This is a genomic window from Streptomyces sp. NPDC021749, from assembly GCF_040640655.1.
GTDB lineage: Bacteria > Actinomycetota > Actinomycetes > Streptomycetales > Streptomycetaceae > Streptomyces.
Map to the genome: position 1 here is coordinate 221766 of NZ_JBFACE010000010.1, position 14323 is coordinate 236088.

Sequence of the window (14323 nt, forward strand, 5' to 3'; positions counted from 1 at the left end):
TCGACACGGCCGACGTGGCCGGCAGACCGTGGCGGGTACGGCGGCCCCTCCGGGACTGCGGGGGCGGGCAGGTCCCGGCCCGCGGACCGTCACGTACCCGGGCCGCCGGCCGGTGCGTCGTCCAGGAGGTGCGGGCCGTTGTTGCGGACGTCGTTGACCGCGGGGGAGACCGCACGGGCGTTGAGGTGCCCGTCGGCGGGGGTGGTCAGGAGGGTGCGCAGCTCTTCGGGGTCCTCGTGGGCGGGGTCGAGCCAGGCGTCGTAGTGGGCCGGGGCGAGGGCCAGCGGCATGCGCGGGTGGACCCGGCCGGCCGCATCGGTGGCCTCGGTGGTGATGACGGTGCAGGTCGTCCACCACGCCGCCGGATCGTCGTCGGCCACGTCCGGGTCGCGCCAGAACTCGTACAGCCCCGCCATCGCCATCAGCTGACCGTCCTCGGGACTGATGAAGTACGGCTGCTTACGGGGCTTGGCCCGCCCTTCGACGGGGACCGCCTGCCACTCGTAGAAGCCGTCCGCGGGCAGCAGACAGCGGCGTTTGGCGAAGGCGCGGCGGTAGGCCGGCTTCTCGTGCACCGTCTCCATCCGCGCATTGATCATCTTCGCGCCGACGTCGGCGCTCTTCGCCCAGGACGGCACCAGCCCCCACCGCAGCGCCCGCAGCTGCCGCTCCACCTCGCCCGTCCCGCGATCAGGGCGCTCCAGCACCGCCCACACCTCATCCGTGGGCGCGACGTTCCAGCTCGGCGCCAGCAGTTGCTCCGGGTTCCACCGGCTGACGTGGAACAGCCCGGCCAGATCCTGCGGACTGCGGGTGGCAACGTATCGACCGCACATACCCTCACTGTGGCATATATGACCTTTGTGGCGCCTGCTCCCAGGTGTGGCGTTCGGTTCTTACCGCAGCCAGGGTCGGTGCGGCAGCAGTGAGGGACGATGCCTGGCATGACGCGTTGAAGAGCACGGAACGAGCGGCGCCGCCGGCTCAAGGCGGGGGACTGGGAGACGGTTCCCGACGGGGACCGATGAGGCGGTCACGCGGCGGCCCCGGCAGCCTCGTGCCCCCAGGCAGCGGCCTGGTCACTCCCAGACGGCGGATTCCGGGTCGACGCCGTGAGCCACGGCATTGGCGAAGAGGATGTCGCGCAGCCAGAGGGTCAGGCCCGGGGCGAGCGCGTCGTAGTACTCGGCATAGCCGGGCTCGCTGACGTACATCCGGCCCATGCACACCTGCATCGCGTGGGTGCAGTCGAAGTACGTGGAGATCAGTGTGCGGTGTCGCTCCGCAAGGGCGTTCGCCTCTTCCGAACCGGGGGCGACGCCGGCACGGTTCGCGGCAGCGAGGTCGGCGTTCAGAGCGTCGGTCGCGGCCGCGACCCCTTTCCAGTCCTCTGGCGTCATCTCGGCGGCCCGCTCGGCGTATTGCGCCCACTGCGCACTCTCGCCCCAGCGTTCCTCGGCCTCCTCCACCCAGGCGGGGTGCCAGTCGGCACCGAAGATGTCGACCTGTTGCTCCGGAGTCAGCCGCATCCCGGTCCTGGACGCGTCCAGCATGCGATCGACCGCGTCAACCATCTTCTGCAGACGGGAAATGCGCTCCACGAGTTGTGACCGCTGCCGGCGCAGATGGTCGCGCGCACGGGTGTCCGGGTCGTCGAGGATCCGCCCGATTTCGGCGAGCGGAAGCCCGAGCTCCCGGTAGACGAGGACCCGGTGGATACGGGCGACGTCGTCGCTGGAGTAGACCCGGTAGCCGGCCCAGGTGCGGTCGCTCGGACGCACCAGACCGATCGTGTCCCAGTGGTGCAGCGTCTTCACGCTGACCCCGACCAGCGCGGCCGCCCGGCCCACGGTGAGGCCTTCGGGGCCGACCGGTTCGGCACCTTCCGCGGTGAGGGGCGATTCCGGCTCGGGGGCGTCACTGTGCATCGGCTCAGCGTCTCATGTCGCCGAGAGCGCGCCCAAGCCGTGCACGGCCCGGCGGCCACCATGACTGGCCAGCCATCCGCCCCGCACGCACGCCTGGCCCTTGACCCCTACCTGTCCGTTTGGCCAATCGCCCGCGCGCAGACGGAAGTTGCCGCCTCGTTAGAGTGTGCGATATGCCGAAACACCTGCTATTCGTCACACTTGCCGGGCACGGGCATGTCAACCCGACCCTCCCGCTGGTCGAGGAACTCGTGCGGCGGGGACACCGAGTGGACTATGCCACCAGCGCGGAACATTCCGAAGCGGTCATCCGGGCGGGCGCGCGCTGGGTGGAGCTGCCGTCGTGGGAAATGCTGACGCCGCCGCGCGAGTTCGGTCCCGCCGAGATCATGAACTTCATGCGTCATCTGTTCACGGCGATGAGCTCGGCCTACCCCGCGCTCCACGAGTACTGCCGCACCGAGCGGCCGGACGCGATCTGTTACGACGCAATGAACTGGTCGGCCCGCGTCCTCGCCGAGAAGCTGGGCATTCCCGCCGTACGCCTCATCCCCAACTTCGCCTCCAACGAGTCGTTTTCGCTCTTCGCCAACTTCATGGAAGAACACGGCGGCGGCGTCGGCAACGACACCCACACGAACGCCAATCCCTTCGTCATGGGCTTCGGCCCCCAGTGCGCGGAATTCTCCGCCGAACACGGTGTTGAGCTCGACCCGGCACACCTCATGGAGGTGACCGAGAAACTCAACCTGGTGTTCATACCCAGGGAGTTCCAGCCGGCGGGGGACACCTTCGACGAACGCTTCCACTTCATAGGCCCCTCGCTGGGCAGCCGTGAGCAGGACGAACCCTGGTCGCCCGCCGACCCCGACGCCCCCGTGCTGTACATCTCGCTGGGCACGGTTTTCAACGACCGGCCCGAGTTCTACCGCGCGTGCATCGAGGCATTCGGTCAGGGTCCGTATCAAGTGGCCATGACCGTGGGCAATGTGGAGCTCGCCGAACTCGGCGACATTCCGCCCACCATCGACGTACGACCGCACTTTCCCCAGCCGTCCGTGCTCCGCCATGCGGACGCCTTCGTCTCCCACACCGGCATGAACTCCACGATGGAGGCGCTGTATTACGGGGTCGGTCTGATCGCCGTCCCCCAGATGCCCGAGCAGGCCGCCAACGCCGGTCGGGTGCAGGAACTGGGGCTCGGTGAGCGACTGGACGCCGCCACGGTGACGGCTGAGTCCTTGCGCGCCGCGGTCGCCCGCGTCGCCTCCGACCCCACGGTACGCGCCAACCTCGACCGGATGCGCAAGGTCGTCCGGGAAAGCGGCGGCGCCGCCCGCGGCGCGGACGTGATCGAGGACTACCTGCGCTGACCTCCGAGGAGCAGGACTGATTCCCACGGCCACCGCTGCGAGGGCGGGGTGTGCAGGAAGCGACACCACCGGTGCCGCGGTGCACACCCCGCCCTTCATGCCGACAGATGATGAAGACGACCAGCCACACCCGTATGCGCCGTAGCAGCGCCCTTCGCCCGTTCATGCCCGGCGCCTGCGCCGGGGTTTACCGCGCCTTTACACCTCCCCGCTCGGCTGTCGGTGGGTCCCGTTACGATCTCGGCGCGACGTAGTGACAGTCCGGGACGGCCTGGGGAGTGGGCAGAGTGCAGGAAACACGTGCAGTGGAGTTGGCCTACCTGCCGACGGTCGCCGACGCCGTGGCAGCCATCCGCGCGCGGACGCGCGCCACGCCCGCGGGGCGACTGCAGAACGGGGTGGTCATCGCGAGCGGTGTGGTGGTGCTGCAGGCTCTCGCGGTGGCCTGCCTGGGTCCGAAGGGCCCCAGCCTCCGTCTGACGGTGCTGTGTCTCACGGCGCTGGCCCTGGTCGTCGGTGTGTACCTGCTGGTGCCCACGCTCCAGGGCCGCCAGATCCACCGGATGCTCGCCCCGCAGGGAGAATTCCAGGCCGTCGTGGACAGCAGCGGAGTGCGGATGAGCTCGCGGGACAGCGATACGACGTACCGGTGGCCGATGCTCACCCGGTACGCGGAGACCGACGCGCTGTTCGTCCTGATGACGCCCGACAAATACGGCGTCGGCATGGTCGTGCTTCCCAAGCGCGGCGCCGCGGATCCGGAGGACATCGACCGTCTGAGGAGCCTCCTCGCCGGTCACGCCACCCTGCTGCGGCCCAAGAAGGGAGCCAGGGCCAAGGAGCGGGGCTGAGGCCGCCGTCAGGAAAATGCCTCGAACGCGGAGTGGATCTCTGAGAGGGTACGGGCGCCTCGCCCACGCCGCGAAAGGGATATCCGTGCCTCGTGCCGTCACGCTGATCCGTTCCGCCTCCCTGTCCGATGTCGCCGAGTACGCCTACGCGGCCACCGCCCCCGCCGAGGCCCGGCTGATCTTCCTCGCCGGGGCGTGCCCGTTGAACGAGGACGGTTCCACCGCGGCGATCGGGGACGTCGCCGGCCAGGCGGCCAAGGCCGTCGAGAACCTGCGGACCGCGCTGGCGGACGCCGGGGCGGAGCTGCACGACGTCATCAGCACCCGCGTCCTGGTCGCCTCCGGCCGGCAGGAAGACCTGGTGGCGGCCTGGGAGGTGGTCCGGGACGCGTTCGGTGACCATGACGTTCCCAGCACGTTGATGGGCGTCACCGTGCTCGGCTACCACGACCAGCTCGTGGAGATCGAGGCAGTCGCCGCGGTGCTCGATTCCTGAACCGCCGCCGTGCGGGATCCCGCCGATTGAATCCCTTTTCAACTTTCCTCCGTATACGTGATTGATGGGTGGTTCGAGGGGGGCTTTGCGGGGGGCACGAAGAAGGGAAGGGCATGGGAGTCCTCGAAAACCTGGCTCCCGCGCTGGGCCATAGCCGTCGTGACCGTTCGACGACGGGCCGGCGCAGGGACACGAGCGAACACGACCGCCGTCGGCGTCGGCGTCGGCGCCACGGGAGTGACCATGGTGACGACAAGAACCGTGGAGGGAGGTACTGAGCACTCCTGGTGACTGTCAGCGGCCGGGCCTCCCGCCCGGCCGCACCAGTCGGTGAGGCGTAAGGCGTGAAGCGACATGAGCGGTGCGCGGCCGATCGCTGCCTCCCCCGGTGATGCGCACGGCGAAGGCCGGGGACAGGGGGCAGCGCGTCCTCCCGGGCGCCCTTCTCCGCGCGCCTCCACCCGCCCCTCTGCGGCGAGCCGCCTTGCGCGGGTGGCGAGCCGTATCAAGCGGACCCTGCGGCTGCTGCTGTCGGTCGCCGAGGAACCCGAGAGCGGGGACCGCACCGCGGACGGCATCGTCGAGCACGCCCCGCCGGTGCCCCTGCGTGAGGTGTTCCGGCGCTTCTGGCCGTACACACGGGGCGGCCGGCGCTGGCTGCTGGTGATCCTGGCCTTCGTGGTGCTGAGCCCCGTCGTCGACACGGCCGAGATCTGGCTCTTCAAGATCGTCATTGACGACATGCTGGTCCCGCGCAATCTGCACCTCCTCCTGCCGATCGCCCTCGCCTACCTCGCGTTCACGTTCTTCGCGGGCGTTCTCGCCTTCGCCGACGACGTGACCTCCACCTGGGTCAGCGAACGGTTCCTGCTCGCCCTGCGGTCCGACCTGTTCCGCCATGTCGAAGGTCTCTCGCTCGGATTCTTCGAGCGGCGGCGGCTCGGGGACGTCCTCTCCCGTGTGACCGGGGACGTCGACGCGGTCGAGACGTTCCTGCTCTCCGGGATCGTGAACGCCTTTGCCCAGGTGATGCGGCTCGGGATCTTCCTCGTCGTGCTGTTCTACCTCCGCTGGGACCTGACCGTCCTCGCCCTCGTCATCGCCCCCCTGTTCTGGTGGACCGCCCGACGCTTCTCCCGGCGGGTGAAGGCCGCCTCGCGGGAGCGGCGGCGCCGCAGCGGCTCGGTCAGCGCGGTCACCGAAGAGGCCCTCGGCAACATCGTCCTCGTGCAGGCGTACAACCGGCAGCGGTGGGAGCACGGCAGGTTCGAGCGCGAGAACCTCGGCCGGTTCCGGGCCGCCATGGCGTCGGCCCGCATCGGTGCCGTGTACGCCACGGTCATCGACGTCATCGAGCTGGCCGGCGCGCTGCTCGTGATGGGCCTGGGCACCTGGGAACTGACCCGGGGCCGCCTCACCCTGGGCGGCCTGATGGTGTTCCTCACCCTGCTGAGCAGGCTCTACGGTCCGATCCGCGGCATCTCCGGCCTCAGCAACACCTTCTACTCGGCGTCCGCCGCCGCGGAGCGGATCATCGAACTGCTCGACCAGCGGCCCCAAGTCGTCCAGGCCACGACCCCTCGGGAGCTCGGGCAGGCCCGCGGTGAGGTCCTGTTCGACGAGATCTCCTTCCGGTACCCGGGGACCGCCCGGCCGGCCCTCTCGGGGGTCTCGTTCGGCGTGGCCCCCGGCGAGACCCTGGCACTGGTCGGGGCGAGCGGAGCCGGGAAGTCGACCGTCGCCAAACTGCTGCTCCGCTTCTACGACCCGGACCACGGCACCATCCGCCTCGACGGGAACGATCTCCGCGAGCTGCGCCTGGACGACCTACGGAACAACGTCGCCGTGCTGCTCCAGGAAACCCTGGTCTTCCACGGCACGGTGCGCGACAACATCGCCTACGGCCGCCCCGACGCGACCGACGAAGACATCGTCGCGGCGGCCCACGCCGCGGACGCCCACGACTTCGTCAGCCGACTTCCCCAGGGCTACGACACCGTGGTGGGCCAACGCGGCCGGCTGCTCTCCGGCGGACAACGGCAGCGCCTCGCCATCGCCCGCGCCATGATCCGTAACGCTCCCCTCCTCATCCTCGACGAGCCGACCACCGGCCTCGACGCGGAATCCGGCCGGCGCATCCTCGAACCGCTGCGCCTGCTGATGAGCGGACGCACCACGATCCTCATCTCCCACAACCTGCTCACCGTCCGCGACGCCACCCAGATCGTGCTCCTGGAGGACGGCCTCATCACCGCACGCGGCACACACGACCAGTTGCTCAGCCGCAGCGCGGCCTACGCCCGGCTCTACCGGCTGCACGGGCCCGGCGGCGCCCCGATGGCCGAGGTGCTCTCATGAACCGCACACCAGCCCCCGGGAAACCGCCACTGGCGGTCGGAACCACGGTGCTCCCGGGCTACGAGGTCCTCGCCCACCTCTGCCGCACCGGCTGGCTGGACCTCTACGACGCCTGGAGCCAGGAACGGGAGTGCCGATGCGTGGTGAAGGTGCTGCGCCCGGACCGACGAGACGAGCAGACGCTGCGCGAGCGACTGCTGCAGGAGGGCCGCTGGCTCCAGACCTTCACCCATCCGCACCTGGTCCGCGCCTATGAAACCGGTGAAATGCCCGAACCCCATGTCGTACTGGAGACGCTCACCGGCGAGACCCTGGCCCACCTCATCGATCGCCGACGGCGCCGCCTGGCCGCCGACGACCTTGCCCTGCTCGGTCTGCACCTGTGCTCGGCGCTCCACTATCTGCACGGCAAGGGCCTGCTGCACCTGGACCTGAAGCCGTCCAACATCGTGATCAGCTGCCGGCACGCCAAGGTCCTCGACCTGAGCATCGCCCGCCCACCCGGCCCCGCCCCGCCGGGCATCGGCACCTTCTGCTACCTCGCTCCCGAGCAGGCCCGCGGCGGAGTCCTCACCCCGGCGACCGACGTCTGGGGACTCGGCAGCACGCTGTACGAGGCCGCCACCGGCGAGGTCCCCTTCGATGACGCAGGCGCAGACGCAGATACAGACGCAGACGCAGACGCAGATACAGACGCAGACGCAGAGATTGGCACAGGCACAGGCGAAGGCACAGGCGAAGGCACAGGCACAGGCACAGGTACAGGTACAGACACCGATACAGACGTCGACTTTGACATCGATCGCTACCCTCAGCTCGCTGAACGGGCCCCGTCCGTCCGAGCGCGCCGGCGCCTGCCGCGTACCCTCACCGCGGCGATCGACGGCTGTCTCGTCCCCGACCCGGGCGCTCGGCCTTCACTCGACCAACTCGCCGCAGTACTGGACGGATTGCTGCCGCACGGCCGCCGCGAAGTCCCGGCCGACACGCCAACCACGATCATGAACCATTCACCAGGCTCGTTACGTACATCAGAGACCAGGCACCGGACACCGGACACCAGACACCGGGTACCAGGCACCGAATGCCAGACACCAGGTACCGGACACCGGACACCCGTTACATGCATTACAGCCGACCCGGCGAGATCCGGTAGGAGGCCCCTATGTCTTCTCGCCCAATCGAGGCTTCGTTGAGAGGAGTTGCCGCCGTCTGTGCGCTCCTCAGCGCGACAGCCCATCTCCTCCTCGTCCCCGAACATCTTCAAGAAGTGCCGTACATGGGAATCCTGTTCCTCACCGGCAGCGGCGCGCTCCTCCTTGCAGCGGTAGGCCTCGCACGACGGAACCCCGTACCGGCGTGGCTGCTCGGCACGGTGGTCAGCGGTGGCATGGTTCTCGGCTTCGCGTTGTCCCGTACCGTCGGGCTGCCCGATTACCAGGAAGAGGGCTGGGACCCGCCGTACGGCGTCCTGTGCATGGTCGCCGAAGTGGCCTTCGTCGCCGCCTTCGTCGCCTGGTGCGGCGTCGCGAAGATGCGCACCCCGCCCGCTTCCGTCACGCGCCCCGCCACGTCCGTGCACGCTCGGTAGCCGTAGCGGCATATCGCCGACGTGCTGGGAGAGGCGAAGCTAGCGGCGGCTCCGAGAGAGAATGAATGCGTGGGCTTCCGTAACCGCCGGGCAATCCCCTGGCCGGGGCGGACCGTACACAAGGGTATGCAGAGGTTGCAGCTCCCGGTCGGACGCATCCCCGACGAGGCGCTGCTGGCTGGCCTGGCCACGGGTGACCCGGAGCTCGCCGTCACGTTCGTACGGCGTTTCCAGCACACGGTCTTCGGCGTCGCGCTCGCGGTCACCCGCGATGCGCAGCTCGCCGAGGACATCGCCCAGCAGACCTTCGAGCGTGCGTGGCGGCACGCGCAGGTCTACGACTCACGCCGCGGATCGGTGACGACCTGGCTGACGACCATCGCCCACAATCTCGCCATCGATGCCGTCCGGTCGCGTCGGCCGGAGCCGGTGGCCCCCGAGGACCTCGACGCACTCCTCGGCGCGGTGACCGACACCCCCGAGGAACGGGCGCTCGCGGACGAGGCGTCGGCGGCCCTGCGGGCTGCGGTGGCGCAGTTGCCCGCCGAACAGGCCCGCGCCGTGGTGATGGCGGGCATCTACGGAATGACCGCCCAGCAGGTCGCCGACTGGGAGCGCATCCCGCTGGGCACCGCCAAGACGCGGATCAGGGCCGCAATGAGCAAACTGCGGACCACCCTCACCGCGCCCAACCCCACACATCCGCACCCGACACATTCCGAATCCGCGCACTCCATCCAATCCGCGCACTCGACCACATCTGCGCACTCGACCGAATCAGCGCACTCGACCGAGTCCCCGCACTCGACCGCATCAGCGCACTCGACCGAGTCCGCGCACTCCACCGAATCTGCGAGGGCCACACACCCAGCCCAGCAACCCACGCCATGGAATTCCGCGCCTGCGAATCCCGCCGATCCGCATCCCGCGTCTCCGAAGCGAGGCGGCCATGAATAAGGACCTGACCTGCGAACAGCTGCACGAGACCGGTGCCGAGCTGGTCCTCGGCGTGCTGTCGGGCCGGGAGCGGGCCGAGGCGGCCGCCCACCTGGACCGGTGCGCGGACTGCCGGGAGTACATCGAGCAGCTCGCCCTCGTCGGCGACGGACTGCTGGCCCTCCTGCCCGGCGGCGAGCCGCCGGCCGGCTTCGAAACCCGGGTGGCGCGGCGGCTGACCCTGGCCCAGGCCGCGCGTGACGGACGTGAGACCGCGCGCGCCTCCGAGTCTCGGCGTACGGGCGTCCGCAGCGGCGTACGGATGCGGGTCGCGGCCGCCGCGGCCGCCCTCGCGCTGGGCTTCGGGTTCGGCGGCTGGGCCGTCGGCACGGCCATCGAAAACCTGGCATCCGGCTCCGCACCGCCCGTCCAGGCCGGGACGGGAATGCTGCAGGCACACCTGACCGCAGCCGGTGCGGCAGCCGGTACGGACCATCGCCCACCGGTCGGAGAGATCTACGCCCACCCCGGACCACGTGGCTGGGTCTTCATGTCGGTCGACCTCGCCGACGCCGGCATCCGGTACAGCGGAAAGGCCACCTGCACACTGGAGCGCACCGACGGCACGACCGTCCGGCTCGGCACCTTCAACCTCCGCGACGGCTACGCCTACTGGGGCGCCCCGGCCTCCGTGAACCCCGCCACGCTCTCGGGCGCCCGCCTGACCTCGACCGACGGCCGCGTCCTCGCCACCGCGCACTTCACCACGCAGTGACCTCACCGGCCACCCGCCCCTGGGGAAGCGGCCTCATCGGGAGGGGCCTCATCGGGAGCGGCCTCGTCCCCGACAGAAGGTGACGCTGCGTCCGATCCGGTGACACCCTGCATATCGGCATGCGGGTACGGGGATGCCATGCGGGCCGGAACCGGTCTTCAGAAGGGTAGGAACATGCAGGTCAGCGTAGGGGACAGGCTGCTCATTCACGGGCGCATCGTCGGGCAGCACGACCGGACAGCAGAGGTCATCGAGGTGCTGGGAACGGACGGCGGCCCGCCGTATCGGGTGCGCTTCGAGGACGGTCACGAGACCATCATGTCCCCCGGCCCGGACACTGTGGTCCGGCCGTTCGCGGCCGAAGCATGAGGTCCATCGAGCGTTGAGGTTCGCGGGCCGGTAGGGCAGCGCCCTTCGGGCGACGTGAGCCCCTGGAGTCCCCAAGGCGTCTCCTGATGAATCTTCGGCCCGCGACCGCCCGCTCCGACGCCGCGATCCACAACGTCTGGCGGCTGCCCGCCACCGAAGCCGTGCGAGGGTGGCGGGCCCTGTGGTGGAGCGTGGGGCCCGCCGGGGAGCTGGCGGTCCTGTTGGTTCACCGGCGGCATCTGGTTTGCTCTCGCTACGTCAAGGGGTGGGTCGGGTGGGGGCCGGAGGCCCCGTTCAGCGGTGAGCTGGTCACCGTCACAGGGGAGGGGCAGCGGCGCACGCCGTTGGAGAACCTCCCGCTCCGGCCCCGCCACCTGGCCCTGCTTCCGGTTGGCCTCCCGGAACACCCCCATCGCCACGGCCACCACCTTGAGGCCAGGACCGTCCGGCCGGTGCAATCCTCGTTGCCTTTTCGGTGCGTTGCTCCGCTCGCGCAGTGACGGCGGTGTCGCTGAGGTCAGCCCAGGTGGTCGCCCCAGCCGCCCTGGATCATCGTTTGGAACGCCCACTTTCCGTCCTGCCTGATCAGGATGTCGGCGTAGCGCAGTTGTTGGGTCCGGCCCTCGATCGTCATGGTCGAGTCCGTGAAGACCACGGCGATGGCGGGGGAGAGGAAGACGGGGGTCCGTGTGGACTCGAATGCGATGTCCTCGCTTCCGTCACCCATGACATGGGTCATCGTCGCGACGAACTGCTCACGGTCCCACTGCGCCGAACGGCCGTTGCCGGCTTCGTCGTCACTCACGAGGTTGAGCGGGAAGACCGCCATTTCGGCCATCCGCTCGATGTTGCGCTGCGCGCTCTGGGCGTCGTACTCCGCGAACCAGGCGTCCAGGCTCGCGCGGTCCTCGGCGGTCGGGACATACCCGGTCTGGGGCAGAACGGTCACGCTGGCTCCTCTTCAAGGCCTTCGGGTGCGTGCTGGTCACATGCACAGGGAGAGCTCGTCAAGTTTGACTACGCGAAGGAGGATAAGCCTGCCGCCCGCATCTAGTCAAACTTGAATAGAGGTCTGGACGCGTGGCTGTTCGTCGAGGGGGCGGGAACGTATGGCGCCACTGGGAAGTTGAGGGGGCATGGGGAGTGCGGTGTGGCTGGTTACCTTGGGAGTTGGGCTGCTGGCCCTGGCCGTGTTCCTGGGGGACCGAGCCTTGTTGCGGATGGAGCGGCGGGGCTGGATCTACTGGCGGAAGCGCAAGGGCTTGTCGTCCATGGGGGTCGACTTCATGCAGCAGGTGCTTCCGGGGGCACAGCACGGGAAGCGCGCGTTGGCCCAAGAGCGCGCGCGTAAGAACGTCCGGCCGGCCGAAGAACCCTCATTCCATGTGGACTTGGAGGTCGGGGTGGTGCGCATACGGCCCACCGGAGGCGGTCGGCGGGAATCGTAACCGGGTGGCGGCGGCACATCGGGTCAGTCGCCAGGGCGGGCGGCTGTCAGCCGTGTTCGAGGAGGGCGGAGACCTGCCAGGACTGCTCGACCGGCCGGAGGACAGCAGAGGTTGGCTCAGCGGCCTCTTCGTGGGTTCCGTTCCCTCGCGGTGGGCACGGTGCAGGGAGCGGAAGAAAGATCGGGCGTGCACGTCGTGACGCGTACGTCGTACCCCGGACAGTGGGTGGTGCGTTGTCGGCGGCACGACGTACGGAGGCGTCTTTCGTTCCGCCTAGGGCCGTGAAAGTGCTGGTCACGGCCGATCGCCGTCTCACCCGAAAGAATGGTGTTGCTGGATTGTGGCGCGGCTTGGATGCTCACGCCGAGACGATCACCGTGTTCGGTATGACAGCCGCGACACCAAGGAGTCGTCGAAGATGTCCAAGCCTGTTGTCAGCATCTGGGGCCCCCTTCCGGGAGCTCAGCCCGCAGCCGCGGAAACGGCCCCCTGGGACACCGAGTGGGAGCTCCGCAACGGGACCGCCTGGGTCTTCTACAGCTCATCCGACCAGACGGCCGTCAGGCGGCCAGTGATCCTCGCCGACGGCTTCGCCATGGGAGGAAGCAACGGGCACGTGCTGTACGACGGCCTGGAGAACGGGGACTACCCGTTCATCTCCACGCTGCGTGAGAACGGCTTCGACGTAGTCCTCCTGGGCTTCAACGACCGGTCTGCGTCCATCCTCGACAACGCCGACGTCGCGATCGAGTGCATCCGCACGGCGATCGCCACCCGCGAGGGCGAGGCCATGCTGACGGTGGGCGGCTTCAGCATGGGAGGAATGGTCACCCGCTACGCCCTGGCCAAGATGGAAAGGCAGAGGGAGCGCCACGAGACCTCCACCTACCTCTCCTACGACACCCCGCACCGCGGCGCGTGGCTGCCTCTCGGAGTCCAGGCATTCGCCCACTTCGTGAAGGAACGCTGGGGGGACGCCAACCCGCTCCTCAGCCTCTACTCCGACCTGGTCAACAGCCCGGCCGCACGCCAGATGCTGCGCTGGCACGTCGAAACCGGCACCGAGGTCACCCTCGACGTCGCCGCCGGCCAGGATCAGCGACGGACCGACTTCCTGGAAGCACTCCAGCGGATGGGCGACTGGCCCCAGATCCCCCGCCTGCTTGGTGTGGCCAACGGAACGGGCACCGGCGCCGGGAACAACATCCCCGCCGACGACACCGCGATGGCCGCCCTCGGACCGAAGGCGAGCGCCCAGCTCCGCACCCAGGGCCAGGGACGGCAGACCGTCGCCCAGATGGCGGAGACGAGCCGGACCCCGGTCTCGATCAACACCACCGGCTTCCCCGAACTCGACGGCGCTCCCGGCGGCCTCTTCCCCAAGGCACCTCTCCTGGAAGACGCCGCCAACTTCGGCATGGCTGCCGTGCTGGCCGCGGTGGTCAACGAGCAGCCGGCGCAGCTCACCCACAACACCTCCACCTTCGTCCCCACCATCAGCGCCGTGGCGTCGGCCGACATCGACGACCACACCGCCCTCTACACCAAGGTCGACCCCGAGAGGAGCGAACTCCACGACTTCCTCTGCGCCACCACCAACGAAGGCCACACCGTCATGACCCCGGAGCTTGGCAAGTGGATCTTGGCTCGGCTCCAGGAAGCGTAACCAACGGCCAAGGACGCCTTCGGCGGGTACCGTTTCCGACAATGACCGCACCGCCGAGCGCCAGCCGCTGACACGGCCCCGACGACGGCCTCGCCCTCCAGCACCACAAGGGCGAGGCCGTCGTCCCGTACCAGGACCGCCTCGGCCTGGAGTTGGGTAAGGATCCTCGCTCAGGTTTCGTCGCGCTGCCAACGCCGGAACAGGTCATAGCCACGGTCCCACGGGCCGTACCTCTCGGGCGCGTCCCGCCACGGGGCGCCGGTCCGGATCCGCCACCGTATGCCGTCTATCAACTGCCGCCGCGTCCACACCTGCGGACGACCCGGCTTGATGCCCCGCGGCAGCAACGGCTCAAGCCGGGCCCACCGGCCATGCGTCAGATCCCCACGCACCACGACAGGTGATCACCAACGAACAAGATCCACTTTCGCAACGGGCCCTAGGGAGCGTATTTGGTTGTGATCAAGGGGCCGCTCGCGTGAGGTCCTTGATCCAGATCACGGAGGCCCGGAGGTGGAGTCCCGCGAGGTAG

General features: G+C 69.2%; 13 protein-coding genes and 1 pseudogene. 10 read left to right on the forward strand and 4 right to left on the reverse strand.

Annotated features, from left to right (window positions below):
* Window positions 1-89 precede the first annotated feature (89 nt).
* Both AB0G35_RS13200 and AB0G35_RS13205 read right to left on the reverse strand, forming a co-directional pair.
* A complete protein-coding gene (locus AB0G35_RS13200) occupies window positions 90-836 on the reverse strand; it encodes an SOS response-associated peptidase (protein WP_360947871.1) in 747 nt (248 codons plus the stop codon).
* A gap of 243 nt (window positions 837-1079) precedes the next feature.
* Window positions 1080-1928 carry a MerR family transcriptional regulator gene (locus tag AB0G35_RS13205; protein WP_360947873.1) on the reverse strand — a complete coding sequence of 283 codons (849 nt, stop codon included), beginning with the start codon at window positions 1926-1928 and terminating at the stop codon, window positions 1080-1082.
* Between the two features lie 173 nt (window positions 1929-2101).
* On the opposite strand from AB0G35_RS13205, the gene AB0G35_RS13210 reads away from it, so the two are divergent.
* The 9 genes and pseudogenes from AB0G35_RS13210 to AB0G35_RS13250 all read left to right on the forward strand — a co-directional run bounded on the left by AB0G35_RS13210 (window position 2102) and on the right by AB0G35_RS13250 (window position 10677).
* The gene (locus AB0G35_RS13210; RefSeq protein ID WP_360947875.1) at window positions 2102-3301 is read left to right on the forward strand and encodes a macrolide family glycosyltransferase; all 1200 of its coding nucleotides are present in this window, start codon (window positions 2102-2104) and stop codon (window positions 3299-3301) included.
* A 287-nt stretch (window positions 3302-3588) separates the two neighbouring features.
* Entirely contained in the window at window positions 3589-4152 is a 564-nt protein-coding gene (locus AB0G35_RS13215; protein ID WP_360947877.1) for a YcxB family protein, read from the forward strand.
* 85 nt (window positions 4153-4237) lie between these two features.
* On the forward strand, window positions 4238-4648 hold the full coding sequence (locus AB0G35_RS13220; RefSeq protein WP_360947879.1) for a Rid family hydrolase: 411 nt from the start codon (window positions 4238-4240) through the stop codon (window positions 4646-4648).
* 492 nt (window positions 4649-5140) lie between these two features.
* Window positions 5141-7006 (forward strand): ABC transporter ATP-binding protein, encoded by a 1866-nt coding sequence (locus tag AB0G35_RS13225; protein ID WP_360947881.1) that lies wholly within the window; start codon window positions 5141-5143, stop codon window positions 7004-7006.
* A complete protein-coding gene (locus AB0G35_RS13230; protein WP_360947883.1) occupies window positions 7003-8202 on the forward strand; it encodes a serine/threonine-protein kinase in 1200 nt (399 codons plus the stop codon). Before AB0G35_RS13225 ends, AB0G35_RS13230 begins: the two co-directional genes overlap by 4 nt.
* Window positions 8203-8285: 83 nt before the next feature.
* Window positions 8286-8597, forward strand: a complete 312-nt coding sequence (locus tag AB0G35_RS13235) for a hypothetical protein (RefSeq protein WP_360947885.1) — start codon at window positions 8286-8288, stop codon at window positions 8595-8597.
* A gap of 126 nt (window positions 8598-8723) precedes the next feature.
* A pseudogene (locus AB0G35_RS13240) lies at window positions 8724-9284 on the forward strand (sigma-70 family RNA polymerase sigma factor); the annotation flags it as partial.
* Between the two features lie 262 nt (window positions 9285-9546).
* A complete protein-coding gene (locus tag AB0G35_RS13245) occupies window positions 9547-10308 on the forward strand; it encodes a hypothetical protein (RefSeq protein WP_360947887.1) in 762 nt (253 codons plus the stop codon).
* 174 nt (window positions 10309-10482) lie between these two features.
* Complete coding sequence (locus AB0G35_RS13250; protein WP_360947889.1) at window positions 10483-10677, forward strand: DUF1918 domain-containing protein; 195 nt, start codon at window positions 10483-10485, stop codon at window positions 10675-10677.
* A 517-nt stretch (window positions 10678-11194) separates the two neighbouring features.
* On the opposite strand, the gene AB0G35_RS13255 is transcribed toward AB0G35_RS13250, so the two are convergent.
* Window positions 11195-11626: a nuclear transport factor 2 family protein gene (locus AB0G35_RS13255; RefSeq protein ID WP_360947891.1), complete on the reverse strand. Its 432-nt coding sequence runs from the start codon at window positions 11624-11626 to the stop codon at window positions 11195-11197.
* 917 nt (window positions 11627-12543) lie between these two features.
* Here AB0G35_RS13255 and AB0G35_RS13260 point away from each other — a divergent pair.
* The gene (locus tag AB0G35_RS13260; RefSeq protein ID WP_360947893.1) at window positions 12544-13791 is read left to right on the forward strand and encodes a hypothetical protein; all 1248 of its coding nucleotides are present in this window, start codon (window positions 12544-12546) and stop codon (window positions 13789-13791) included.
* Between the two features lie 170 nt (window positions 13792-13961).
* On the opposite strand, the gene AB0G35_RS13265 is transcribed toward AB0G35_RS13260, so the two are convergent.
* Complete coding sequence (locus AB0G35_RS13265; RefSeq protein ID WP_360947895.1) at window positions 13962-14186, reverse strand: transposase; 225 nt, start codon at window positions 14184-14186, stop codon at window positions 13962-13964.
* Window positions 14187-14323 lie beyond the last annotated feature (137 nt).